Annotated in this window: 22 protein-coding genes; 10 read left to right on the forward strand and 12 right to left on the reverse strand. The window is 60.7% G+C overall.

Annotated elements, in window-relative coordinates:
• Positions 1-22: 22 nt before the first annotated feature.
• A complete protein-coding gene (locus tag QEH68_RS09830; RefSeq protein ID WP_280627821.1) occupies positions 23-424 on the forward strand; it encodes a hypothetical protein in 402 nt (133 codons plus the stop codon).
• Between the two features lie 39 nt (positions 425-463).
• Here the strand turns inward: QEH68_RS09830 and QEH68_RS09835 are convergent, their stop codons facing one another.
• Positions 464-1378, reverse strand: coding sequence for an ABC transporter substrate-binding protein (locus QEH68_RS09835; RefSeq protein WP_280627822.1), 915 nt, complete (start codon positions 1376-1378; stop codon positions 464-466).
• A gap of 645 nt (positions 1379-2023) precedes the next feature.
• On the opposite strand from QEH68_RS09835, the gene QEH68_RS09840 reads away from it, so the two are divergent.
• The 3 genes from QEH68_RS09840 to QEH68_RS09850 all read left to right on the forward strand — a co-directional run bounded on the left by QEH68_RS09840 (position 2024) and on the right by QEH68_RS09850 (position 5773).
• Positions 2024-3442 (forward strand): amino acid permease, encoded by a 1419-nt coding sequence (locus QEH68_RS09840; protein WP_280627823.1) that lies wholly within the window; start codon positions 2024-2026, stop codon positions 3440-3442.
• A gap of 500 nt (positions 3443-3942) precedes the next feature.
• Positions 3943-4911: an alpha/beta hydrolase gene (locus tag QEH68_RS09845; RefSeq protein ID WP_280627824.1), complete on the forward strand. Its 969-nt coding sequence runs from the start codon at positions 3943-3945 to the stop codon at positions 4909-4911.
• Between the two features lie 94 nt (positions 4912-5005).
• Positions 5006-5773, forward strand: coding sequence for a hypothetical protein (locus tag QEH68_RS09850; RefSeq protein WP_280627825.1), 768 nt, complete (start codon positions 5006-5008; stop codon positions 5771-5773).
• Positions 5774-6855: 1082 nt separating this feature from the next.
• Here QEH68_RS09850 and QEH68_RS09855 read toward each other — a convergent pair.
• From QEH68_RS09855 to QEH68_RS09875, 5 genes are all read right to left on the reverse strand, one after another.
• Positions 6856-8049 carry an acyl-CoA desaturase gene (locus tag QEH68_RS09855; RefSeq protein WP_280627826.1) on the reverse strand — a complete coding sequence of 398 codons (1194 nt, stop codon included), beginning with the start codon at positions 8047-8049 and terminating at the stop codon, positions 6856-6858.
• A 62-nt stretch (positions 8050-8111) separates the two neighbouring features.
• A complete protein-coding gene (locus QEH68_RS09860; protein ID WP_207597297.1) occupies positions 8112-8825 on the reverse strand; it encodes a GAF and ANTAR domain-containing protein in 714 nt (237 codons plus the stop codon).
• A gap of 9 nt (positions 8826-8834) precedes the next feature.
• Positions 8835-9521, reverse strand: coding sequence for a GAF and ANTAR domain-containing protein (locus tag QEH68_RS09865; protein ID WP_280627827.1), 687 nt, complete (start codon positions 9519-9521; stop codon positions 8835-8837).
• Positions 9522-9685: 164 nt separating this feature from the next.
• Positions 9686-10420, reverse strand: a complete 735-nt coding sequence (locus QEH68_RS09870) for a GAF and ANTAR domain-containing protein (RefSeq protein ID WP_280627828.1) — start codon at positions 10418-10420, stop codon at positions 9686-9688.
• A 72-nt stretch (positions 10421-10492) separates the two neighbouring features.
• The gene (locus QEH68_RS09875; protein WP_280627829.1) at positions 10493-10723 is read right to left on the reverse strand and encodes a zinc-ribbon domain-containing protein; all 231 of its coding nucleotides are present in this window, start codon (positions 10721-10723) and stop codon (positions 10493-10495) included.
• Between the two features lie 472 nt (positions 10724-11195).
• Between QEH68_RS09875 and QEH68_RS09880 the strand changes: the two genes are divergently transcribed.
• The 4 genes from QEH68_RS09880 (at position 11196) to QEH68_RS09895 (ending at position 15741) form a co-directional block, all read left to right on the forward strand.
• Complete coding sequence (locus QEH68_RS09880; protein ID WP_280627830.1) at positions 11196-12029, forward strand: aldo/keto reductase; 834 nt, start codon at positions 11196-11198, stop codon at positions 12027-12029.
• Positions 12030-12315: 286 nt separating this feature from the next.
• Positions 12316-12627 (forward strand): antibiotic biosynthesis monooxygenase, encoded by a 312-nt coding sequence (locus tag QEH68_RS09885; RefSeq protein ID WP_207597302.1) that lies wholly within the window; start codon positions 12316-12318, stop codon positions 12625-12627.
• A 61-nt stretch (positions 12628-12688) separates the two neighbouring features.
• Positions 12689-13324: a TMEM175 family protein gene (locus QEH68_RS09890; RefSeq protein ID WP_280627831.1), complete on the forward strand. Its 636-nt coding sequence runs from the start codon at positions 12689-12691 to the stop codon at positions 13322-13324.
• 194 nt (positions 13325-13518) lie between these two features.
• Positions 13519-15741: a catalase gene (locus QEH68_RS09895; RefSeq protein WP_207597304.1), complete on the forward strand. Its 2223-nt coding sequence runs from the start codon at positions 13519-13521 to the stop codon at positions 15739-15741.
• Positions 15742-15813: 72 nt separating this feature from the next.
• On the opposite strand, the gene QEH68_RS09900 is transcribed toward QEH68_RS09895, so the two are convergent.
• The 6 genes from QEH68_RS09900 to QEH68_RS09925 all read right to left on the reverse strand — a co-directional run bounded on the left by QEH68_RS09900 (position 15814) and on the right by QEH68_RS09925 (position 21794).
• Entirely contained in the window at positions 15814-16401 is a 588-nt protein-coding gene (locus QEH68_RS09900) for a hypothetical protein (protein ID WP_280627832.1), read from the reverse strand.
• Between the two features lie 12 nt (positions 16402-16413).
• Positions 16414-17562, reverse strand: coding sequence for a zinc-dependent alcohol dehydrogenase (locus QEH68_RS09905; RefSeq protein ID WP_207597306.1), 1149 nt, complete (start codon positions 17560-17562; stop codon positions 16414-16416).
• Between the two features lie 53 nt (positions 17563-17615).
• Positions 17616-18764, reverse strand: a complete 1149-nt coding sequence (locus QEH68_RS09910) for a glutathione-independent formaldehyde dehydrogenase (protein WP_280627833.1) — start codon at positions 18762-18764, stop codon at positions 17616-17618.
• Between the two features lie 328 nt (positions 18765-19092).
• On the reverse strand, positions 19093-19239 hold the full coding sequence (locus tag QEH68_RS09915) for an ATP-binding protein (protein ID WP_280627834.1): 147 nt from the start codon (positions 19237-19239) through the stop codon (positions 19093-19095).
• 86 nt (positions 19240-19325) lie between these two features.
• Positions 19326-20231 (reverse strand): helix-turn-helix domain-containing protein, encoded by a 906-nt coding sequence (locus QEH68_RS09920; protein WP_280627835.1) that lies wholly within the window; start codon positions 20229-20231, stop codon positions 19326-19328.
• A gap of 312 nt (positions 20232-20543) precedes the next feature.
• Positions 20544-21794 (reverse strand): ROK family protein, encoded by a 1251-nt coding sequence (locus tag QEH68_RS09925; protein ID WP_280627836.1) that lies wholly within the window; start codon positions 21792-21794, stop codon positions 20544-20546.
• 250 nt (positions 21795-22044) lie between these two features.
• Between QEH68_RS09925 and QEH68_RS09930 the strand changes: the two genes are divergently transcribed.
• The gene (locus QEH68_RS09930) at positions 22045-23181 is read left to right on the forward strand and encodes a Gfo/Idh/MocA family oxidoreductase (RefSeq protein ID WP_280627837.1); all 1137 of its coding nucleotides are present in this window, start codon (positions 22045-22047) and stop codon (positions 23179-23181) included.
• On the forward strand, positions 23178-24221 hold the full coding sequence (locus QEH68_RS09935; RefSeq protein ID WP_280627838.1) for a Gfo/Idh/MocA family oxidoreductase: 1044 nt from the start codon (positions 23178-23180) through the stop codon (positions 24219-24221). The genes QEH68_RS09930 and QEH68_RS09935 overlap by 4 nt, the downstream gene beginning before the upstream one ends.
• Positions 24222-24232 lie beyond the last annotated feature (11 nt).

Consider the following 24232-nt stretch of genomic DNA (forward strand, 5'->3'; position numbering starts at 1 on the left):
CCCCGAGCCAGGGAGCCGAGCAATGACGGACCAGTCGCAGCCAACGCACGTGCCCGCAACTTTCGTGGAGCACCAGAAGACCGCCTTCACCAAACAGTTGACCGTTAAACGCATAGTCTTTGACCCGGCAGGGGAACCCTTTTGGGCACCGCTATCCCACAGCGGTGAAGATGAAGAGCCACTCCGCTACCGGACCGGCCAGCGCGTGAGTTTCTACCTGGACGGCGCCGTGAGAAAAGGCACCATCGATGTCGTCATGCCAGATGGCACCCTGCTGTGGGTGTGGTTGGACGGCGGGGCGGGTCGACGGCTGTTTTCTTCCGATGATTCGACCCTGATGCTGCAGCGGGCAACTACGGCTGGTCCCGCCGTGGCCGGGCTGCCAGTAGACATTGAGAAGCCGGATACGCCAACAGAATGCTGACGTACCCGGCTGCCTTGCTGATAACGCCGCTGGTGCGGACTATTCAATAGTCGTGGGTGGGTTCACTTCGGCCTTGTCCAGAGCCGTCTTCTCCTGACCCCAGGCCTTGAGAATGGTGCCGTAAGTCCCATCAGCGATGAGGCTGTTGACAGCGGCAGCGACAGCCATGGCCAGGGGTTCATTGTCCTTGGCCACGGCGATCCCGACAAGGCTCGGGTCGACGGCGTCTCCCAGGGGCTCAAGCCGGCCACCGGTTTCCGACACGGCGTATCCGGCAGCGGCCGACATGGCCACGAAGGCATCGAGACCTCCATTGATGAGGCGTGTTGTCACGTCCGTCTGGTTGGTGAGGGTAAGTACCTCAATGGCGGGCTTGGCGCTGGCGACGCAGTCATCGGACTGCTTTCTGACAGCCGTCTCCTGTAGCGTCCCTGTCTCAACGCCGACTTTCAGACCGCAGGCGTTCTTGCTGTCGACTCTTTTCGGGTTGTCTTTCTGCACCACCCACTGGGTGCCACCTGCAAGGTAGCTCACGAAGTTGACGGCCTTCAACCTCGTGGATGTCACGGTGAAGGATGACACGCCCAGGTCGTATTTCGGGCCGAGGGAGGGGAGGATGTTGGCAAAGTCGGCGTTCTGGAACTCAGCTTTCAATCCCATGCGGGCTGCAACGGCGTTGGCTATGTCGATGTCGAAGCCCATGGGTGTTTGACCGTCGGCACCTCCGAGGAACTCAGCCGGAGCATAGGTAGGATCGGTGGCTACGGTGAGGACGCCGTCCGCCCGGACATCTGCCGGAACGCTGGCCGAAATCTGCTCATCCCGGCTGACGCTGGTGGGATCAAGGCTTTCCGTCGAAGTCGTTCCTCCTACCTGTTCGGACGTTGTACAAGAGGCGACAGACAACGCGACGGATGCGGCCAGAACAAGGGCCAAGCCAGTTCTCTTCTGCATGATTTGCACTTTCTCTAGGCACATATATGTCCGTTCTTCGGAACGTTGTGGTAACGCTACGGTTCCCGAAAATATGAGCAATCGGCCATTAGAAGGACCGCACCGACAACGCCGTTTCGGCAGTGAAGGCCGAGAATTTCTTATGGACAGCTACGCTGGGCCGGCGGTGGGTTATAGGCCCCAAAGAGGCGCCGACTAGCCCATACGACGAGGACGTAAATCCCCTCAACGTGGCGTAGGGTTTCTGTTCCTCAGTCACATTCTGGAGGCATCATGGCTCACTCTGTCTTACGGTGATGCCGCTCACAGCTAAGAAAAAACTATGCTCAAGGCGCACCGCACCGAAGCGGTGGACCAAGAGCTCCAACAGGAATGGCTTCTACACATGAATGACTAAAGATCGCCAGGCGTCTGCCAACGCGCAGCCCCGGGTCGACGACGACTCCCTCGCGCAGGTCTCCCGCGACGCCATCGACGATGAAGCAACCGCCCGCCCCCAGAACCCGTCAGCCTGTCATCCAGTTGCGGGTGGGCACCCCCCCAGATTGAAAGGCACCCATGGAGAACTCTCCAACAACTGGCACAAGGACGTCCCGAGCGGGATTGAGCCTTACCCAGCAAGTACGAACCCGCAAGCCGCTGCACATGCTGAAAAGGGAATCAGACATCCAGACGACCGGTCTCCGGCGGAGCCTGAGCCTTGTCCAACTGACCATGATCAGTGTGGGCGCCACCTTGGGAACCGGGATCTTCGTTGTTTTAGGCGATGCTGTGCCCATTGCCGGACCCGCTATTTGGATTTCTTTCGTTGTAGCAGGCATCGCGGCCATGCTCTCTGCATTGTCCTATGCGGAAATGGCGGGGGCAGTTCCCGTCTCGGGGTCCAGCTACTCCTATACCTACGTCACCATGGGTGAAGGGCTGGCCTGGATCTGCGGATGGTGTCTGCTGCTCGAGTATGCGGTTTCCGTAGCCGCCGTGGCAGTCGGGGCCGGTGAATACCTGTCTGAAGTGGCCAAAGCGTTCGGAGTTGAACTTCCGCATGCGCTTATTCAACCGCCAGGCGATGGGGGAGTGTTCAACGTTCCCGCCGTGGTGATCGTACTGCTGGCTGTCGTACTGCTCATTCGCGGGTCCCGTGAAAGCGCCGTGGTCAACACCATCCTCGTCGGACTCAAGGTAGTTGTCCTGCTGCTCTTTATCCTTGTCGCTTTCAGCGCGTTCGATTCACGGAACTTTGAGCCACTTGCCCCCATGGGCCTCGCCGGCATTACGGCTGCTTCCTCCCGGTTGTTCTTCTCTTACATCGGCTTCGACGCGGCCTCCACTGCCGGCGATGAAGCGAAAAACCCCCAACGTGACCTGCCCAGAGCCATCGTGATCTCGATGGCTGCTGTCACTGTCCTGTATGTGGCCGTGGCCGTGGCCGCCGTCGGTGCCCGTCCGTGGGGATGGTTCGACGGTCAGGAATCGGCTTTGGTGCACATCCTTGAAGAAGTGACCGGCACCGTGTGGGTCTCCCTGATCTTTGCCATCGGGGCTGTCATCGCCATCGTCAGCATCGTCCTGGTCACCCTCTACGGCCAGACCCGCATTCTGATGGCAATGTCACGGGACGGAATGATCCCGCCCGTCTTCGCCAAGGTCTCCCGTCGCACACAGACCCCAATCGCCAACACCATGATCACCGGCGGTGCCATAGCTGCCGCCGCAGGGTTGATCCCCCTCGGCGAACTGGCCGACGCAACCAGTATCGGCACCTTGTTTGCGTTCTCTCTCGTCAGCATTTCGGTCATCGCCTTGCGGCGTAACCAGCCTGACATTCCACGTACCTTCCGGGTTCCCTTGTACCCGTTCACGCCGATACTTGCTGTTGTTATGTGCCTGGTTCTGATGGTGAACCTCGGTGGAAGCACGTGGATTGTCTTTGTCGTCTGGATGGCGCTCGGCGCTGGCATCTACCTCGCATACGGACGTCGGAATTCCGTTGTGGCACAAAGTCTCAGGGTAAAAGACGTCGCGACCGAACCACAATCGGCCGAAGTGGATCAACTTCAGAACTGAACATGGCTGGGAGGGGAAGGCCTTAGGCCTCCGCCTCGCGAACTGACCAGGCCTGGCCTTGCTCATTCGCGGACTTCAGCGACGCGGTCACTGCACGGTGCAACAAACGCGGTGTCATGGCTGGCACGCCATGACACCGCGGGACACCCCGCGGGAAGCCACCTTGCTTCCACCGCGAAGTCTTCCGGGTCAGCCCGAACCAGGTCCTGGAAGTACTGAAGGAGCACCACGTTGAACTGGTCGAATTAACCGGGCTGCCTACGGCCGAAGAGTTCCGTCTCAGCACCCCGCGGGCAGGGGCTTGCCCGTCCAGCGCGCAATAACCTCGTCCCAGGTGGTGCCGGCAGCGGCAGTAGTCCGGAGCCACCAATGGTTTCCATTGACCGCCACATGGCGCCCGTAGTCAACCTTTTGAGTGCCTTTGGCGGGTAACGTATGGCGCCAGCAAGCCTAGGCTTGCTTCAGGTCACGACGAGGTGGCCGTCAGGATGGAGGTTGAGATGTCACCGAAGTATAAAGTGCCACCTTTCGATGCTGAGCTGGGTGCCACGCTGGGAGCGTTGGGCGACTTGATAGGCCCAACGTTGACGCCCGACATGATCAAAGGCATGCGCGAAACCCTGGTTGCACCGCCTATCGAGGATCTTCTCGCTGGACGCCCCGTGACACATTTTGAGCGGACGATCCCCGGTCCGGTGGGCGCTCCGGACCTTACTGTCTCCATCTTCCGCCGGGTCGATCACGCGCCCGGCGGACCAGGCATCTATAACATTCATGGCGGGGGAATGGTTATGGGTGACCGTTTTCTTGGAGCGGATTCCCTCGTTGACTGGGTTGAGTCCCTTGATGCAGTGGCCGTTTCAGTGGAGTATCGACTTGCCCCCGAACATCCCGATCCGGCGCCGGTGGAGGATTGTTATGCAGGCTTGGAGTGGATGGCCGCCAATGCCGAAGAACTGGGTGTCGATCCCCACCGGATCGTCGTTGCAGGCGCCAGTGCTGGCGGCGGACTCGCTGCAGGGGTGGCGTTGCTCTCACGCGACCGTGGTGGCCCTTTCCTGGCCGGCCAGTTGTTGATCTACCCCATGCTGGATGATCGCAATGAGACCGTTTCCAGCCACCAGTTTGATGGCATAGGTGTATGGGACCGTACCAGCAACGACACTGGCTGGAATGCGCTCTTGGGGGAACGGCGTGGAACCAACCAAGTTTCCATCTACGCCGCCCCTGCGCGCGCTGCGGACCTCTCAAACTTACCTCCAGCGTTCATCGATGTCGCTTCAGCCGAGGTTTTCCGGGATGAGGACATTGCCTATGCTTCAACCATCTGGATGTCTGGTGGGGAGGCCGAATTGCACGTGTGGCCGGGTGGCTTCCACGGTTTCGACATCTTCTTTCCCCAAGCGGCGCTCTCGATATTGGCCCGCGAAGCCAGAACCCGGTGGCTACGACGAGCGTTGGGCGCCTGACCGGCCCAGCCGGCTGGGAGATCTTCGTTGCCGGATTGGCCGGAGTGGCACACCATAGAGTTCGTAGAGACCGACGACGGAGTGGGTGGTATCAGTGCAGGGACTCGTGTGGCGGCTCAAAGCGCTCGATCCGGTAGCCTCGGAAAGCCTCAAAGTCATCGCCTACTTCGATACCCTGATCAACAGCCGGGCCAACGCAGACATGCTCATCCGTGGGGCAGCAGCCCTGTGCGGCTGCCCCGTGGGTTATTCGCTGGAAGGCCGGAGCATCTGTGTAGATGCATCGGGCCAGAGAATCACCAGCGAGCAAGGGCAGTGGCCCTCCCAGCCATTCGGCATTGACGGGAAAGCATGGATTCAACGCGCCAGGCCCGGGTTCGTCAACGACGAGCTGATTCTGGAACGCCTCGCACTCGCCTTGGGCGTCTTTTGGGACCGGACCAGTCCGGTGGCCATCACGCGACGGGCGATGGAGGCGGTCATCGACGGTGATATGCCGGAGGAAAAGCGTTCTGAGGGGGCAAGGCTCCTGCACCTCGAGCGGGACAGGATGTATCGGGTTCACGCAACGCCGGTAACGACATCCATGCCTGGTCCCACTGCATTGGTCCAGACGCCCTTCGGACCCATTAAGGCAGGGATCCGCCCATCCACAGAAGCGCTTGAGGAGGTTGGCCCCACAGGAGTAGGCCTCGCGCGGGCCCCCCGCGAACTCTATTACTCCTGGGAAACGGCCCTGCTGGCCTCCGACTCACCACTCCACGCCACAGTGTGCAAACGGCTGACGAGCTCGGAAGTCTCATCGTCCTGGCCGGGCGGGCAGACGACTCCGGGCAGGAGCCGACCGATGTCACCAATTTGAGGCAATTGGTGGAGGGTCAGCCGAAAGCGTTGCCCATGCTCGAAGCCATAGCGGAGTCCAGCAGCCTGCGATCTGTTGCCGGACAGCTCCATCTGCACCATTCAAGTGTTCAGAGCCGTGCTGCAGAACTCTCAATCGCCTTGGCTTTCGATATCCGGACGCCAGTTGGGCGGGTTCGCCTAACGCTGGCTCTGGCTCTTTTCCGGCTTGCAACAAATCGCTTCGACTGACGTGCTGCCCATGATGAATCAGATCCTCTCAGGTGCGAAGGGACCTTCAAGTTGCAGTCCCTATCCGCGGTGGCCCGGCGGACGCGCCGGTTTGTCACGGCAAAGGTGGTGGGATATGGGCGCTGGGAGTCGTACCTGCTTGCTCAGGCAGGCAATTCCAGCCGGAAGCCGCAGCGAACGCAGCGCAAAATCTGGGTTCTAAGCCGGACGTCAAGCAGTTGAGACAAGTCATCTCCAGGAATGCTGCTGGCGGTAAGGGTCCGTCGCACTTCGAGGGGTACTCTGGCCATGGGCTCGCTGCAATGAAGGTAGCTGTCGCCGAAGAGGATGAGCCCTTCGAGATTCGTTCCGGTGTTCAGCCGTGCAGCAACTTCGCTGAATCGCGTGAAGTGCGAGAGTATCGAACCGCATCCGGTACAGCTGTAAGAGACCTCTACGACGAGGCCGACTGTGCGGGCCCGTGCTGTTTCAATCGCGTGTAGCACCAGGTAGCCGTCGGTCCGGCACGTCGGGCACCACATTCTCGACCCTTGGGGCAGGGATGTCCCACCCGATGGAATGGAGTTCTCTGCCATGACGGCTACCGGTCCTCCTCATCCGTGAAAGAGGGGCTGCTTTCCCGGTAGGAATGGACGCGGCAGACTATCGGGCGATTAGTCGGCTTCCCTGCTGTGGCTAGGGCCGTTGGGGGCCGGTTGATGAGCGACAAGATGTTGCCTCCTCGTTGCGCTGGTAAGGCGCTGCCGGGGTCTGGGGCAACAACACCAGCGTAGGCACCAAGGAGGCCGCGAGTCCATAGTAAAGAACCCTGTGAGGGCGAATCCTCTCAAAACAAAGGCCCTGAGCGCTCCGTTAGCTCCGGTGCTCCCCTGCGAGGGGGCAGGTGAACGGGTCAGCCGCGGCGAGACCTACGGTATTGAGGTAGCGGATCACGATTCCGTAGGAGTGCATCAGCCTGGTTTCGGTGTATGGAATGCCCATGAGAACGCAGTGTTCTTTGACAAGTTGGCTTGCTTCTCGCAGATGCTGGCGGGGCATGTCGGGAAACAGATGGTGTTCAATCTGGTAGTTGAGCCCACCCATGAAGAACGTCACGAACCTGCTGCCGGTGATATTGCGGGACGTGAGCACTTGCCGGGTCAGGAAGTCGGCGCGACTGTTTTCGGGAAGTATCGGCATCCCTTTGTGGTTTGGCGCAAAGGTTCCTCCCATGTAAAGCCCGAAAACGGCGACCTGAACCCCGATAAACGCCGCAGCGATCCCAGGGGACAGCGTGAGGAACAACAATCCGATGTAGGTGCCAAAACGCAGGCCCAGCAGGCCAAGCTCAAACCAACGGAACTTCACGGGGCCGCGGCGCAGCAAGTACCTGAGCGAGTCGACATGCAGCGTCCAACCAAGGAACAATAGCAGTGGGAAGAGGAGGTAGCCCTGTCGTTTGCCGAACGCCCGGGAAAATCGTCCACGGTTGTTGGCCACTTCGTTGTGAAAGACGATGGCACCGGGAGCGATGTCCGGATCCCGGTTAACCACGTTCGGCCGGGCGTGATGCCTGGAGTGCTTGTCGGTCCAGTAGGCATAGCTCATGCCCACCATGAGGGTGGCGATCAGGCGTGCTGTCCACTCGTTTGCCGCCCGGGTGGCAAAGACCTGAAGGTGCCCTGCTTCGTGCCCGACCAAAGCGAACTGCGTGAAGACAACGCCGAGTGCCGCCGCTACTGCAAGCTGGAGCCACGAGTCGCCCAGAAGGAAGAACGCCCCCCAGACGCCGGCACCCGCGATGATCAAGAGCATCAGCAGCAGGATGTAATAGCGGCGGCACCGCTCGAGCAGCCCCGCTTCTTTAACTGAGGTCAAAAGGCTCGCATAGCTGCTGGTGACTTTGTTGATGCGAATTGCGGACGTCGTCTGCCTGGCTGCTGGTTTGACTGTGGGTACGACCGGTGGGGGCTCTTTGATGAGCGACAAGATATTGCCTCCTCGTGTGTGCTCTGAATGCACTGCCGAGGTCTGGGGCAACAACACCAGCGTAGACACGAAGGACACTGTGAGTCCATAGGGACCGGACCCGGGCGGGCAATCCTTTACAGCCGGTCACATGGAAAGTGCTAAATCTTCAGAGTGCGCTTGACGATGCTTTCGGCGACATCGTGAAGGTTTTGCCGCGAAGATCGGGCGTGTGCGCGCAGCACGTTGAAGGCACTGTCCATGTCGAGGTTTTTGGTCTGGGCAATGACGCCTTTGGCTTGCTCGATAAGCACCCGGGTGGTCAACGCGCGTTGGAGTTGGTCGTTGAGGACGCCAGCTTCGCGGATGGTGCGCTCCTGCAGAAGGCTGATGGTGGCAACGTCGGCCATGGCCTGGGCAATGGAGGCGTCTTCGGGGGACAGGGCGCCGGTTTCGGCTCCGAACAGGCCCATGGCGCCGATGACCCTGGTGTGGACGCGCATGGGTACGGCATGCACTGACCTGAAGCCCATGTCCAAGGCGATTTGCTGGAAGGCCGGCCAACGGTCACCAAGGGCGCCGATGTCATCGACGGTGATGACTGTTCCTGTGTGGTAACACTCCACGCACGGCCCCGCTCCGGCTTCGAGTTGGAGCAGTTCCACCAGTTGGCTTTGCTCGCTGGTTGAAGCCAGCAATTGCAATTCGCCGTCGGCGTCGGAGAGCAACAGCCCGGCTTGGGCGGCGTCGAGTAAATCGACGGCGTCCTCCACGAGCGTGTGGAGCAAGTCCAGGACGTCGTAGTCGGCAACGAGGGTGTCGGTAAGCTTCACGAACGTATCGCTGAGACGTTCGGCTCTGCTTTTGTTTACCATGTCTGCATTTTACTGTGATCCGGTTTCTGCGGCGCCCGCGGCCGGCGTGAAATCCAGCTTTCGGCTGACAACGTCCAGCGCGGTGTCCTGCAATGATCGTCCGCTGGCGAATGCATGACCGCGCAACAGCAGCAATGCTTCATCGGCGGTGCTGTCGGTCTGGACCAGAACCATGCCGGTTGCCTGGTGGATTTCACGCCGGGCCAGTGGAATGGCCGCCGATCCGGCCTCATTGCCGGGCAATAATCCGCGCAGCAATGTCCAGGCGGTCCGGCTGGCGATTTGTGCGGCCCGGCTGACCTGGGCGGGGCTGAGTTCCCGCGGTGAGGTGCAGTACAGTTCTGCTACCCCGATGACCAGGCCGCCGGCGAGCAACGGAAAAACAAAGAACGCTGCCGCCTCCGTTCTGGTGGCCGCCTCGGAAAAGGCCGGCCACGACCGGACCCCTTCGGCGGTCAGGTCGGGGATCACCACCGGCAGGTGGGTGCGGAAAACATCCCACCGTGGCCCGTCCCCGAGGTCGTACTGGAGCTCATCGAGCCGGCCGGCCGTAGCGTCGGACGCGCACATCAACGTTTCGGCGGCTGAACCACCGAAGACAGATACAGCTGCGCCATCAATAGGCAGTTCCTGGAGGAACGCGGCACACAGATCGCCGTGGGGTGCGTTCCACGGCGCGGCTGTCAGGTCAGGCACGCTTGATCAGAGCTCCCGCGATGGCTCGGCTGCACCAATGACCACCATTCCTGTTTTTCCTGGACAGTCGGACTCTGACTGCTTCCTCAACCATAAACCCGACGGCGGTTGAGGCCCTCGACGGCGGTGGTCGCCACGGTCTGCTCATCACCTTTCGAGAGGCGTTATTTCTCGAAAAAGGTTGAAGTGTAGGTCGCGTTGACCCGCTGGACGATGTTTTCGGCGACTACGTGGAGTTTTTGGTTGCGGTCGCTGGAGGCTTTCTTAAGGATTTCCATTGCCCGTACCTGGCTGCATCGGTTCTGGGCCATGATCATTCCGCACGCGAGGTCGATCACGGTCCGGCTTTCCAATGCAGATCTAAGATCGTCGGCCAGCTGTTCTGCCGTCGTGATCCTGACAGCCAGACGAAGGGCCCTACCGGCCATATCGCCAAAAACCCGGGCATCTTCAACGGTATTCGGAGTAAACTGATCTGCCGGTGCTGCGAAGAAGTCGAGGACAGCGTCGGCGTCGGCCCCCAGCTCAAGGGGGATACCCATGGCACTGCGGTACCCCTCGTCGGTGAGGGTCCTGCAGTAGTTGGGCCAACGTTGGTCGGCCGCAGCATCCGAGACAATCATGGGCTTTCCCAACTCCAGTGCTTCCACGCAAGGTCCTTCGCCGAGGCGTTGTTCGATTTGATCCAGCCAGAGGGCGATGTCGCTGCTGCCGGCGATCGTGGTGCGGCGTTTGCGACGGTGCAGCGCTACCGCGCATTCGATCTGCGTTCCCTCGGTGTGGGTTAGCTTTTCCGACGCGAGCCCAGCCATGCCCTGAAGGAAGCCCTTGAGGTCGTCGGTCGACGTTATCAGCCGGTTCAGGTGATCGAAGCCTTCCTCCAGCTCGTTGTCCGTCATGCGTCCAATCTAGGGTTTGGCGTCCTGATTCACAATGAATGGTGGGTGGCGTCCGGTCAGGACGCCGATTGCTTAGCTGGCTAGTGCGTTCTTCTGCCGCGTGGTGATGCTCGATGGTCCGCCGCAGTGTGTGCACCTGATGGTGTAGGACTTGGACGTCGTGAAGACGGGGACGAAGAACAGGGTGAACTTCGTGGCGCGTTGCTGCAGGTGGTGATGAGCGAACTGGCCGCAAAACCGGCAGGTAGCCATTCGTCCGGGCAATTCCCGGATGGCGGTTTTAAGACCGAAGATGAGAAACATCGGAGATGCCTTTCAGGGAGTTCGTGGGGTTTTCTGGTGGGGACATTCACTTCCGTCGGTACTGCGCGCCGGCAAGTGACCCCAGAGAAGATAAGCAAGCTTTCCTACCCAGTCTACGCATAAAGTCTACATTGTAGAAATGTCTATCCCTGCCGTTCTGGCAAGTGGACTCGTGAAGGCCGGTTACCGAAACCACCACCGCGGTCAAAGTTCCGCACGTTCGGAGACCGGCCGCCGTCGAACCGTGGGCCCAGGTGCGGCCTGCCGAAGGGGCCGGATGGCCAGGCCGGGGATCACCATTCCGACATGGTTGGCCCAGGCGGGGATTCCGGGGGAGCCCCCGGTACCTTTCGTCTCCCCCGGCAGTCGCGTAGATTGAACAAACACGGCGCTTGTCGCCATGGTCCGGACGGGAATCATTGGACGCCATGCGGCCGACAACGGGAGCGGGCTCTTTCTGACGGGAGTTACGTTGCGCGAGATATCTCTTCCCTCCGGTGAGGCTGTCCCGGTGCTCGGGATCGGAACGTGGGGTATGGGCGAGAACCCCAGCACCGCCCCGCGAGAGACCGCTGCGATCCATGCGGCCCTGGATTTGGGAATGTCCGTAGTGGATACAGCTGAGATGTATGGCAACGGCGCGGCCGAGGAACTCGTCGGAAGGGCGCTGGCAGCCCGGCGGAAAGAAGCGTTCCTGATCACCAAAGTCCTGCCGCACCACGCGACATTACGCGGAACCATCGATGCTTGCGAAGGTAGCTTGCGCCGTCTTGGAACGGACATCATCGACCTTTATTTGCTCCATTGGCGCGGCGTTGTGCCCTTGGCCGAAACGCTCGAAGCATTTGAACGCCTGCAGGAGGCCGGGAAGATCCGGCACTGGGGCGTCAGCAACCTCGATGTGGCGGACATGGAAGAACTTATGCGCCTGCCGGGCGGACGGAAAGTCGCGACCAACCAAGTGCTCTACAACCTGACCCGCCGAGGTATCGAGTTCGATCTTTTGCCCCGCTGCGGCGACGGGGGTATACCGGTGATGGCGTACTCGCCGCTGGAGCAGGGGAGGATGCTGAATGATTCTGTGCTGGTGCGAATCGCAACCGAACACGGCGTAAGTCCCGCGCAGATCGCCCTCGCCTGGGTGCTCAGGCATCCGCTCGTCCTCGCCATTCCCAAAGCTTCCAGCCCGCACCATGTCCAGGAATGCCAGCGGGCCCTCGACGTTCAACTTGCGCCCCACGACCTGGCGGACCTGGATCGCGCCCATCCTCCTCCCACCCACAAACGCGTGCTTGAGATGATCTAGGCGGTGTCAGGGCTTTTCGGGCAGCGCCCTCGGCGAGGGCGCGATGATGGCCCGCGGAGTCCCGGCGGGGAACTGTACTGAAGTTGGCAGACGGAAACATCCCTTGTGGTGGCCGGCGATCACTGCGAGACTGGCAGTGCATCGCGCCGCTCCCTCGTTCCGTGGAGGAGGTGCCACGAGGCCAGTTCGGTCCGCACCATACTCGCCGCAGCACCGTTCCAAGGAGGCTCGCCATGAAAACTGTCGTGCAGTACGGAATCAGTCAGGGCGGGCCGGGTGATGGAGCATGATTGAGGTTGCATTGTTGGTGATCCTTAAGGCCAAACCCGGCAAGGAGAAGGACGTCGCAGATTTCCTCCGCTCCGCGCGTTCCGTCGTTGAACAGGAGCAAGGCACGCGTGCTTGGTTCGCCCTCCAGTTAGACGAATCGACTTTCGGAGTATTTGACGTTTTCCCCGATGACGACGCCCGCCAGACCCACCTCTCCGGGGGAGTCGGGCAGGCACTTGCCGCTCAGGGAGCAGAGTTGTTCAGTGTGGAACCGAACATACAGAACATCGATGTGCTCGCATACAAACTCCCCGGTGAAGGCGGATAGGGGACCGGCAAGCCGTCGCCGCTCCACGGTGCCACGTCATGCGCAGGCTTAGGAGCAGAGGGTGACACGTTCGGACACGAGCCGTGCCGAGGCGTTCAGCGACGCCGTCATCGCGATCGTCATCACGTTCCTTGTACTTGAGCTCACGCCGCCGGAGACTGAGCCAGGCGGGCTGATGGCCGGGTTGTTGGGTCAGTGGCCGACATACTTGGCTTATGCGGCCTCCTACACCTACCTGGCCGTGATCTGGCTCAACCATAAATCAGCCTTCTCCCGTATTCGGCAGATGGATATCGGCCTGCAGTGGGCCAACCTAGGCATCCTCGCCACGCTCGCTCTTTTGCCTTGGCCCACAGCGGTGATCATCGATACAGCCAAGTCAGGCAATCTGGCCGATGAGCGGGTCGCGGTCGCGCTGTACGCGATCGTCGGGGCACTGCTGTGCCTGTCATGGCTGGTCTTCTTTTCGCACCTGGCACGGCACCCTGAGCTCACCGAGGAGGAGGTGGAGGATACCTATTTCGCGCGCGAGCGGCCACGTGCCCTTGCCGGGGTGGTGCTTTACCTCGCGGCGGGAACGGCAGGTGTCCTCGTCCATCCGCTGGTCGCATCGGTGATCTTTGTGATCCTGCCTGTTTTCTACGGTCTCACCAGTCACGGGTTCGATCACAGGCCGGCCTTCCTGCGGGGCCCGTAGGCCACTGCTCGTTGCCCCTGTCTTCCTCGCCGGTGCAGTTCCCACGCGCTCCACCCTCATGTCCAGCGGTCCTGCGTTATGTGGTCCTACTGACGTTGCAAGCAGGATCCCTGGCCCATAAGGTACTAAGGAAGCTTACCTTTGTGGTGGAGTGCAGTAGTCGATTTGCCGATCAACATCGAGGAGAACGCGCAGTGCCAGTTGAGGACAACATCAAGATTCCAGGGACTCCGTCGATTGAGAGCCCCGCGGTTGAAGAGCCAACAGATGCACGGGAGCCGTTGCCGCCGAAGCCTGATCAGCGGGGTCCGGAGGCCGTGTCACCTACGGGGAGCCCCACCGGAGCACCCGTGAACTCGCGTTCGCAGTCCGGCCAGTACCTGACAACGGCCCAAGGTCTAAGGCTTGGAGATACAGACCATTCACTCAAGGCGGGTCCGCGGGGCCCGATTTTGCTGCAGGACCATCACTTGCGTGAGAAGATCACGCACTTTGACCACGAGAGAATTCCCGAGCGTGTTGTCCACGCCAGAGGAGCCGGGGCACATGGAATCTTCCGCTCTTATGGCACGGCTTCAAAAGTCACAAAGGCAGGGTTCCTTGCGCCGGATGTGGAAACCCCGGTGTTCGTGAGGTTTTCCACTGTCCTGGGATCAAGGGGGTCCGCCGATACCGTCCGTGACACCCGTGGCTTCTCCACGAAGTTCTACACGGATGAGGGCACCTACGACCTGGTGGGAAACAACATTCCTGTCTTCTTCATCCAGGACGGCATCAAGTTCCCGGACATCATCCACGCGGGGAAACCGCACCCTGACAGGGAGATCCCACAGGCCCAGAGTGCGCACGATACATTTTGGGATTTCGTTTCGTTGCACACCGAAGCCCAAGCCCACACGATGTGGAATATGTCTGACCGCGGAATTCCCCGTTCCTACCGGACCATGGAAGGGTTCGGCGTCCACACATTCAGGTTGGTGGATGCGGCCGGCAAGACCACTCTGGTGAAATTCCACTGGAAGCCGAAGCTGGGCGTCCACTCATTGGTGTGGGAAGAGGCCCAGATTATTAACGGCATGGATCCCGATTTCCACCGCCGTGATCTGGCGGATGCGATCGAATCAGGTGCCTACCCGGAATGGGAGCTCGGCATCCAGACTTTTCCGGACACTGAAGATCAAATGTTTGAAGGTATCGACCTTCTGGATCCCACCAAGTTCATCCCTGAGGAATTGGCGCCGGTTCAGCCGATCGGGCTGATGACGCTGAACGCCAACCCGACCAACTACTTTGCCGAGACCGAGCAGGTAGCCTTCCACCCCGGACACCTCGTCCCAGGTATTGATGTAACCAACGATCCTCTGTTGCAGGTCCGGCTCTTCTCCTACCTGGACACGCAGATTTCGCGGCTCGGCGGCCCGAACTTCGCGCAAATTCCCATCAATCGTCCCCACGCCCCGGTCAATGACATGCTGCGTGACGGTATGCACCAGACTGCCGTGCATGGGGGAGTAGCCCCTTACCATCCAAATTCCCTTGATGGTGGTTGCCCCTTCATGGCAGGGCAGGACGTGGGAGCATTTGTGGACGTCCCTGAGGAAGTCGCCACAGGAATGAAGGAACGGCGCAATCCCGCGTCGTTCGATGATCACTTCAGCCAAGCCCGGCTGTTCTTCCACAGTTTGACTCCGGTGGAGCAGGACCACGTGATCCAGGCCTACACCTTCGAGCTTGGCAAGTGCTACGAAGTGGCAATCCGGGAACGGCAACTTATGGCGTTGGCCAATATTGATGCCGGCCTTTGCGCTGCTGTCGCCAAGGGCCTCGGGATGCCCGCTCCCACGGCCACCGTTGACACGCCGGACGTGGAACCGAGCCCTGCTGTGTCCCAGATTGGTGGGAAGTGGCCTGTTGCCGGTCGCGTCGTGGGCATCATCGCGGACAGTGAAAGTGACCTGTCGTTGGTGACAGCGGCACGCGAGGCGCTGGATGCGGCAGACATGGTTCCGCTGGTTATTGCACCGTCCGGAGGTGTGATCGAGTCGGATCAGGGTCCGGACGTGACTGTTCAAAGGAGCTACCTCACTGCACGCTCCACCGAATTCGACGCAGTCATTGTGGCAGGCGGAGGCACTCCGGCAGCCGACGCCATGCCGGGCCGCGACGCCAAGGCCGGTGAACCCGGGGTGACCCTTGATCCGCGGGTGGTCCTGATGGTGTCCGAAGCGTTCCGTCATGGCAAAGCCATTGGTGCCTGGGGTCCAGGTGCCGCAGTTCTTGACGCGGCCGGCGTCCCTCAGGCTGCCCCCGGAATCGTCAGTGGTGAAGGTCCGGACACGGTAATTCCGGTGGTCCGGGAATTGCTCTCCGCACACCGGGCGTGGGAGCGGTTCCCGGTGGCGGGGTCGGCTTCTTAGCCCCCAAGGACAAACTGTTAAGCACGACGGCGGCGGGTTGCCCCTGTGGGCCAGCCCGCCGCCGTCGTGGTGTCAGGCCGGTCGGTGCTTCCGCACCCTCCTCAAGGCGGCTACTGCCCCCAGACCCGCCAGTACCCACGGGGCACCGACAAGTATGGGGTCGATCCACTGATGGTTCAGGTCGGCGCGCTTTTTCCCGAAGCGGGAACGCGCACCATGGTGGGTGAACTCGCTGAGCACGCCGGTTTCGGTCACCGGGTTGTCCGGTTGCAGAGTTGCGAATGCGCGCACGTGGTTTTCCCACGCGTCCACTCTGTCGGCGGCGATCAGCACAAGCCAGTGGGCTGCGCGGCCCTCGCTGTATTTCCCGTACGCGTACTTCCGCAGCGCACCGGAGATGCCCTTGGGAGGGGTTGAGGTGCCAAAGACGGGGGTCACCAAAGCGTGTTCAATGGACCGCTCCCGGGGCCATTTCTCCTTCTGGCGTTCGGGAAAGTCCCAGCGCGCCCCGGTCTCGATACCGGGCTGCTCGCGGGGGTAGGAGGGCCTGTCCGCCGGGTCGAGGTCCACGCCCCATCCCGGGATCCGTGCCCGCAGCTCCTCCGCAGTTTCCTTCAGCGCGGGCGTGCCGGAGGTGTAGGGCGTCGGTATTTCAGCCATTGCGATCCCCTTTCAGACCGTGGTTGCGACGATCAGGGGCTTGATGCAGTCATCAAGCTTCGCCGAGAAGATGTGGTAACCCTCGGCGATGTGCTCCAGAGGGATGCGGTGGGTGACAATGTCGCTGGGTTTAAGATGCCCGTTCTGGATGTGTTCGAACAACCGGGGCCACTGCCTTTTGACAGGGCACTGGTTCATCCGAAGCGTCAGCCCTTTGTTCATCGCGTCACCGAACTTCACGGCGCTGAAGAGCGGTCCGTAGGCGCCCACTACTGACACCGTGCCGCCCTTGCGGACGGAGTCGATGGCCCAGTTGAGGGCGATGGGAGACCCACCCTGCAGTTTCAGCTTGCTGCTGGTCACGTGCTGGAGGAAGTTACCGTCCGCTTCGGCTCCTACCGCATCTATCACGACGTCGGCGCCCAGGTAGTCCGTGGCTTTTTTCAGGTGCACCACAATGTCGTCGTACTCAACAAAGTTATAGGTTTCGGCATGGGCGAACGAGCGGGCCTTTTCCAATCGGTATTCCAGGTGGTCGATGACGATCACCCGCCCCGCTCCCATGAGCCATGCCGACTTTGCCGCGAACAGGCCCACCGGGCCGGCACCGAACACCACAACGGTGTCACCTTCGGCAATGTCGCCCAACTGGGCGCCGAAGTAGCCAGTAGGCAGTGCGTCCGTGAGCAGGACTGCGTCTTCCTCGTCCATCCAGTCCGGAATCTTGCTGGGACCCACGTCAGCGAACGGCACGCGCACAAACTCAGCCTGGCCGCCGTCGTAACCCCCGCAGGTGTGGGAGTAACCGTAAATACCGCCCACGGCAGTGGCGTTCGGATTCACGTTGTGGCAGTTGGAGTACAGGCCGCGTGAGCAGAAGTAGCAGGACCCGCAGTAGATGTTGAACGGAACCATGACCCGGTCCCCGACCACCAGGTTCTGCACCGAGGAACCCACCTCGTGCACCACGCCCACAAACTCATGACCGAAGGTCATCCCGACCCGCGTGTCCGGCATCATGCCGTGATAAAGGTGCAGGTCTGAGCCGCAGATGGCCCCCAACTTCACTTGCACGATCGCATCATTGGGATGTTCGATCTGCGGTATGTCTTTTTCTTCCACGCGTACCTTATAGGGCCCGCGATACACCATGGATCGCATCAGTTCCCCTTCCGGGAAGTAGTTCGTTCCGGCATTGAAATGACCTCCCGGGCCTAGGTGCCGTCGGGGTGGAGGACGACTTTGGTCCAGCCGTCGACGCGGTCATCGAAGTTTCTGTAGGCCTCCGGGGCCTTGTCCAGGGAAAGTTCGTGGCTGACCAGGAATGAGGGACTGGCTTTTCCGCCGGCAATGAGGTCGCGAAGGGCCCGGTTGTATTTCTTGACAGGGCACTGGCCGGAGCCCATCGTTTGTCCTTTGAACCAGTAGTTTCCATAGTCGAAGGCCACCTGCCCCTGCTTGGCGAGTTCGTCCGGGGCGCCAGGATCCTGCGGCAGGAACACGCCTACTACGCCTAGGCCGCCGACGAACCGGACGGAGTCCACCAGGCGGTTCAACGTCAGGTTGGGCTGTTCGTTTCCGCTGGGGTCGTGCGCCTGGTACCCGACGCATTCGCATCCCCGGTCAGCCCCGAACCCCATGGTTTGGTCTTTGACGAACTCAACAGGGTCCACTTTGGAATCGTCTACAGGGATAGCGCCGATCTGTTCCGCCAGCTTCAGGCGGTCACTGTGACGGTCCACCACCATGACTTTTCCGGCGCCCTTGATGATGGCCGAGTAGGCGGCCATGAGTCCTACTGGCCCTGCGCCGTAGATGACGACCGAGTCCCCGGGGTAAACGCCGGCCATCTCGGTTGCGTGCCATCCGGTGGGGAAGATGTCCGCGACCATGACATAGTCGAGTTCCTTCTCCTCGGCGTCCTCGCCCAAACGCAGGCAGTTGAAGTCTCCGTACGGCACGCGCAGGTAATCGGCCTGTCCGCCTTGATACGGGCCCATGTCCGCAAACCCGTACGCCGCGCCGGCGAGCTTGGGTTCGGGCTGCATGGTCAGGCAGTAGTTGGTGAAGCCCCGTTCACAGTTCTTACAGAATCCGCAGGCGATGTTGAACGGCAGTACGACGCGTTCGCCCACCTTGACCTTGCTCACCGCGGAGCCGGTTTCGATCACTTCACCGAGGTTCTCGTGCCCGAAGGTGCGGCCGGTCTCGAAGCTGGTGCGGCCTTCGTACATGTGCAGGTCGGAGCCGCAAATATTCGACGACGTTATTCGCACCAACACGTCGGCGGGGTGCTCAATCCTGGCATCAGGTACATCCTCGACGCTGACGTCGTTCGGCCCTTTGTAGACTACTGCCTTCATTTTTCCGCTCTTTTCTTGTTGCCCAAGCCGATCCGACCAAGTCGATGTAGCTTTCCGGGGGCGCAGGCGCAGAAATGGCGCGGGGTCCTGAACGGAATAATGGCGCAGCCGTAACCCAGAAACGGGTGTTGATTCAGCGAGGAAATGGGGAGTGCAGGTTGAGACGCGAGAGTCGCTCAGAAGGGGCCGTAAGGCCCAACGCTTTCAGACCGCAGGATGTCCGGGACGATCCGCCTGCTGGTCCGTCCGCAAACGAGACAATGAATAAGCTTCAATACTAAGCACACTTATTAATACTGTCGAGGTGTAGCGACAGAAAAGATGACGATCAATTTTGCCGGTTGCGTTGGGCGGGAATGGTGACAGTCACGGTGGTGCCCTTGCCCGGCTGGCTGCTGAGCTTGATCGTTCCGCCGTGGGCGTCGATGACGGCCTTGGCGGGGACTAACTGAATTTTGGCCCGAGGTCCATACATCAGGCTTGCCCGCCAGCCTCAGCCGACACCATCACTATGCGACCACGGAAGCGGCGGGACGGTGCCAAGGCAGGGCCTCCGACGGGTCAAGCTGCTGGGTTGAGCTTCTGCCGCAGTTGCTGCAGTGCCATATGAACGACGGGCTCGGATTTATGGATCTCCCTGACATTCATCCCGGTGAACTCTTTGATGGCCCGGCGCATGCTTTGAACGTTGGTGAATCCGCTCCGTGTCGCAATTTCTGAGTAGGTGATTCTTTGAGCATGGGCTTGAAGCAGAAGCTCCAACGCTTTCCGGGTTCTCAAGGCGCGGATTCGCTCACCCAAACGGAGTTCTTCGGTCTCAAAAAAGTAGAACAGGGAGCGACGGGAGAGGTTGAACGTTCCGGCGATCATTGCCACGTCCAGATTTGGGTTGTCGTAACTGCTCTCAAGGTATTTCTTTACCGCCCGGCTTAGTGCCGGTTTCTGTGTCTCATCGTCGGCCGGCGATTCGAGCAGGGAGCCCACCAGGGTTGCCATGACGGATCGTAGGATCTCACTGGTTCCTGATGCCTCACTGTCGATGCCGGGCCGCTTCCAACTCATCAATGCGGGTATCACGAAGGTGCCCACAATGGGGTGGCTTGCAAGGTCAGGCAGGCGAAGAAGGGAGCGCAGTCCGCCTTCGCTGACATTGAGACTGACGCGGTCCATGTTGAGTTGCTGTGCGTGGAATCCTTCGGGTGCATCGAAACTGCCACCAAGCGAGGTGTCGATGAATCTCACCGAACCCGTTGGAACCGGCTCGGGGGTGCCATTGAGATCGAGGGTCAGACCCGACGCCTTGCGGAAGTAGGCCAGGCGCAAGTCAGTGGAGTCGGGATTCGGCGCCCAAAAGCCCAGCGCGGGGGTGTTGTGCATCTCTATGAGGCTGAAGCCCGGTCCGGCAAGATTAATAGCTGAGGGACTGACGGACGCAGGACTCTCTCCTTCTGACCGCTCCAGCCTCATTGGTGTTTCGACGGCGTTGCCGTACCAGACCCGCCAATGCTCGAACCTTTGTTCTGGAGTGAGCCCTTCCGGTACTGCGTAACGTCGCACACGGGCGCTGTTCCCGTCACCAGATTGAGGCATGCCGTCCTCCTTTACCAGCTGAGCATCATGGCAGTCTTGCGAGCTGGCACGGCGGCTTAGGGAAGCGCTTGCGGTGACTCGTCAGACCGACCGAAAATGAGGTCCGCTGGTAGGTCAATTTTACCTCCGGATGCACCTTCGGCTGGTGCGTTGATGTGTATATGTTTTTCACAGAGGTGCGTCTTGCAATTATTTGGCCAGCGCCTCAAGGAGCGGCCGGTGTGTGGGGAAAGCGGGCTCATTTTCCTGCCGGTTGATAATTTCGTTTCCGTCGGAAAGCGGTCTGGTTGCCAGTTGATTTACTCGGTGGGGGGAGAGGACATACTCGACGGCCAGGATGCTGGCGCCAACCACTCCAGCTTCCGGCCCGGTTTCGGACTGGGTGATTGTCAGGTGCTGGGTCGCTAAAGGCGTTGATCGTGCGTAGACCGTTTCGCGTATCCCTGCCATGAGGTGTTCTCCGGATTGGGCAAGCGATCCGCCCACAACAATCAGGGCGGGGTTGATGAAGCTCACGCACATGTTGAGCATTTCTCCGATGTCGCGGCCCGCTTGGCGGACCGCTTGGACAGCAGCCAGATTCCCGGAACGAACCAGCGAAACGACATCGCTTCCAGTGGTTGCCTCAAGCCCGCTGTCGCGGAGTTGAGCGGCGATGGCAGGTGCGCCTGCAATGGCTTCCAGGCAGGCACTCTTGCCACAGCGGCAGAGAATTCCTGCCCCCCGGGAAACAGCAATATGGCCGACGTCTCCGGCGACACCTGCCGCGCCACGCTGCAGTTCTCCTCCGCTGACCACTCCAGATCCGATGCCAGTGGCGACTTTGAGGAAAATCATGTTCTCCTCGTTGGGCCAACGGGTCGCCCGCTCGCCGAGGGCCATAAGGTTGACGTCGTTATCGACGAGTACGGGTACGCCCAAGGTTTGCTGAATGTAAGCGGGAACATCGAATCCGTCCCACCCTGGCATGATCGGCGGGCTCGTCGGCTTTCCGGTGGAGTGCTCTACCGGGCCAGGTAGTCCGATGCCGACGGCGATGACGTCCGCAGTCGGGCGCGCCAAAACTTGCAAGTGTCCCTTCACCATCGTCAAAAGCCAGTCCAGGACCGCTTCGGGTCCGCATGAAATCTCCAGCCGCTCAGTGGTTTCCACGAGTATCGTTCCTGACAGGTCAGTGAGGGCCACTGTGGCGTGTGTCGCGCCGACGTCTGCGGCCGCCACCAACTTTGCGCCTGGGTTGAAAGCTAGCCGCGCCGATGGACGACCTCCAGTAGAAGGTGCCCCTGATACGGGAACCACCAGTTCCAATTTCAGGAGCGGCTCAAGGCGGGAACTGACGGCAGCTCGGCCCAACCCTGTTGTTCCAGCCAGGTCTGCTCTGGTTCGTGGTTGTCCGTCCCGCAGGATTTGCAGTAGTTCGCCGGGTCCGCCGTTGTCCATGACACTCCAATTCGGGGCTAAAAAGAGGTTGTTCGTGAGCCTGAATTCTTGACGCGTCGGGCTCACCGGACCCTGAGGGCCCTCATCTCCACTTAGTGTCAAGCGGCTCACTCGTTCCCGTCCACCCGGCGAAGTGCTTAGCATCACAAAGTGCAACTTGGGTGTGCATTCGACCCCCATCAGCGTCAAAAGGTGCAGACTTTTGTTGGGCCCCTGACCAAAGCCACGTGCTGCGTGTCACTGTTTCGACATGGACAACGACAGAACCACGACAGCCCCCTCCCGGCTACGGGCCGGATTCGTCGGCGCCGGGTTCATGGCCGAGGTGCACAGCCGGGCCGCCCGCGCTGCAGGGGCGGATATCGTCGCCATTGCGTCTTCGAGCCGTGCCAGCGCCGACCGCGCCAAAGACCGCCTGGGTGTGCAGCGGGCTTACGATTCCGCCCAGGACCTTTTCGAGGACGACGCGATCGACGTCATCCACATCTGCACGCCGAACGGCACTCATTACGGACTGGCTGAAGCTGCGCTGAAAGCAGGTAAGCATGTGGTCTGCGAGAAGCCATTGGCCACCAACGTCCAGGATGCAGCCGAACTTGTAGAGCTAGCCGCCATGGCCGGGACAGTTGCGACCGTCCCCTTTGTCTATCGCTTCCATCCGATGATCCGGGAAGCCCGGGAACGTATTTCCTCGGGCCAAGCAGGACGGATCTCCGCTATCCAGGGCTCTTACCTCCAAGACTGGTTACTCTCCCGGGAGGACGACAACTGGAGGGTGGACGCCGTTGTGGGTGGGCCCTCGCGGGCGTTTGCCGACATCGGCTCCCACCTGTGCGACCTTCTCGAATTCGTGAGCGGTGAACGGATAACCAAAGTCAGTGCCATGAGCAGGACTCTGTTCCCGGGCCGGGCGAACAACAGGGACATTCAGACCGAGGATCTCGTGGCGGCTGTTTTCGCCACTGATTCGGGCAGCGTGGGAAATCTCCTGGTCAGCCAGGTTGCGCCCGGCCGAAAAAACCGCCTGATGATCGAGATCGCGGGTTCAGAGAGCACCCTCCAGTTCGACCAGGAAGCCCCGGAGACATTGTGGCTGGGTAAGCGGGCGGGGTCTCAGTTGCTTGTCCGTGATCCGGGGGCACTCAGCCCGGAAGCAGCACGGCTCAGCGTGCTGCCAGCTGGTCACCCGCAGGGTTATCAGGATGCGTTCAATGCGTTCGTGGCCGATACCTATGCCGCCATCGGCGGTGACCTCCGCGAAGGCCTGCCGACCTTCCAGGACGGACTCAGATCAGCCGTCCTTACACAAAGCATCATCAAATCCAGCAAGGACGGCGAATGGGTCGACGTCCCAAACACTAAAGAACCAGTAGGAGTGCAGCTATGAAGATCATTCAAGTAGGCCTCGGCGCCTGGGGCGCCTCATGGCTGAACGTGATTCACCACAGCAAGAGTTGGGAGCTGGCCGGCGTTGTCGACGTCAACCCCGACGCTGCGAGGGCCGCGGGTGAACAATACGGAATTCCTGCCTACGCCACCATCGACGAGGCGCTGGGACACAAGGACACGTTCGACGCTGCCTTGGTCATTGTTCCACCCGAGTACCACGCAGCGGTGGCCATCCCGGCTCTGGAAGCAGGGGTGCACACACTCATTGAGAAGCCCCTCGCCCACAGCCTTGAAGACGGCATTCGCATCATTACAGCGGCAGAGAAGTCCGGCAAACAAGCCATGGTTTCACAGAACTACCGTTTCAAGCGCGCCGCCCGCACCGTTCAGCGCCTCATCCGCGACGGAGTCATCGGAGACCTCGAGCACGTCTTCATCGACTACAAGAAGAACCCGCCGTTCGAAGGGTTCCGGCTGGAAATGGATGAACCACTGATCGTGGATGCCATGATCCATCACCTTGACCAGCTCCGCGGCATCGTTGGTGTCGAACCCACCGCCGTGCGTGCGCGCTCTTGGAACACTAGCACCTCCAGATTCAAGGGCAACGCCTCCGCCGTGGTGCAGTTCGACTGCGACAACGGTGCCCGCGTCGTCTACACGGGATCGTGGAGCTCATACGGTCCGCAGACCAGCTGGGACGGCGACTGGGAAATCCAAGGCAGCAAGGGCACCATCACCTGGAAGAACAACGAGGTCACCATCAACTTCGCCTCACTGTTTGACACCGTCTTCCTTGCCGGCGCGGTGGAACGCTCCGGCGTCATGCACGTCGATTTGGACCCGTTGCCGGTGGAGGAACGCTTGGGGACCCTCGAAGCGTTCCGCGACGCCATCGAAACCGGAAACAAGGCTGAGACGGATGTCACCGACAACATTCAGAGCTTGCAACTCGTCATGGCCACCGCCGACTCCGCCCGCCAAGACGGCGCGCCCATCACCTTGAAGACCAACGCCGAACTCTTCGGCAGCCACTAGCACTTCCGACC

Origin of the sequence: Paenarthrobacter sp. OM7 (assembly GCF_029873575.1) — a bacterium.
Classification (GTDB): Bacteria; Actinomycetota; Actinomycetes; order Actinomycetales; family Micrococcaceae; genus Arthrobacter.

Bases quoted from the DNA above. Each gene is read 5' to 3' on its own strand.
- QEH68_RS09830 (WP_280627821.1), top strand. From the start codon at position 23: ATGACGGACCAGTCGCAGCCAACGCACGTGCCCGCAACTTTCGTGGAG.
- QEH68_RS09835 (WP_280627822.1), bottom strand. From the start codon at position 1,378: ATGCAGAAGAGAACTGGCTTGGCCCTTGTTCTGGCCGCATCCGTCGCG.
- QEH68_RS09840 (WP_280627823.1), top strand. From the start codon at position 2,024: ATGCTGAAAAGGGAATCAGACATCCAGACGACCGGTCTCCGGCGGAGC.
- QEH68_RS09845 (WP_280627824.1), top strand. From the start codon at position 3,943: ATGTCACCGAAGTATAAAGTGCCACCTTTCGATGCTGAGCTGGGTGCC.
- QEH68_RS09860 (WP_207597297.1), bottom strand. From the start codon at position 8,825: ATGGTAAACAAAAGCAGAGCCGAACGTCTCAGCGATACGTTCGTGAAG.
- QEH68_RS09870 (WP_280627828.1), bottom strand. From the start codon at position 10,420: ATGACGGACAACGAGCTGGAGGAAGGCTTCGATCACCTGAACCGGCTG.
- QEH68_RS09875 (WP_280627829.1), bottom strand. From the start codon at position 10,723: ATGTTTCTCATCTTCGGTCTTAAAACCGCCATCCGGGAATTGCCCGGA.
- QEH68_RS09885 (WP_207597302.1), top strand. From the start codon at position 12,316: ATGATTGAGGTTGCATTGTTGGTGATCCTTAAGGCCAAACCCGGCAAG.
- QEH68_RS09900 (WP_280627832.1), bottom strand. From the start codon at position 16,401: ATGGCTGAAATACCGACGCCCTACACCTCCGGCACGCCCGCGCTGAAG.
- QEH68_RS09905 (WP_207597306.1), bottom strand. From the start codon at position 17,562: ATGCGATCCATGGTGTATCGCGGGCCCTATAAGGTACGCGTGGAAGAA.
- QEH68_RS09910 (WP_280627833.1), bottom strand. From the start codon at position 18,764: ATGAAGGCAGTAGTCTACAAAGGGCCGAACGACGTCAGCGTCGAGGAT.
- QEH68_RS09915 (WP_280627834.1), bottom strand. From the start codon at position 19,239: ATGTATGGACCTCGGGCCAAAATTCAGTTAGTCCCCGCCAAGGCCGTC.
- QEH68_RS09920 (WP_280627835.1), bottom strand. From the start codon at position 20,231: ATGAGGCTGGAGCGGTCAGAAGGAGAGAGTCCTGCGTCCGTCAGTCCC.
- QEH68_RS09925 (WP_280627836.1), bottom strand. From the start codon at position 21,794: ATGGACAACGGCGGACCCGGCGAACTACTGCAAATCCTGCGGGACGGA.
- QEH68_RS09930 (WP_280627837.1), top strand. From the start codon at position 22,045: ATGGACAACGACAGAACCACGACAGCCCCCTCCCGGCTACGGGCCGGA.
- QEH68_RS09935 (WP_280627838.1), top strand. From the start codon at position 23,178: ATGAAGATCATTCAAGTAGGCCTCGGCGCCTGGGGCGCCTCATGGCTG.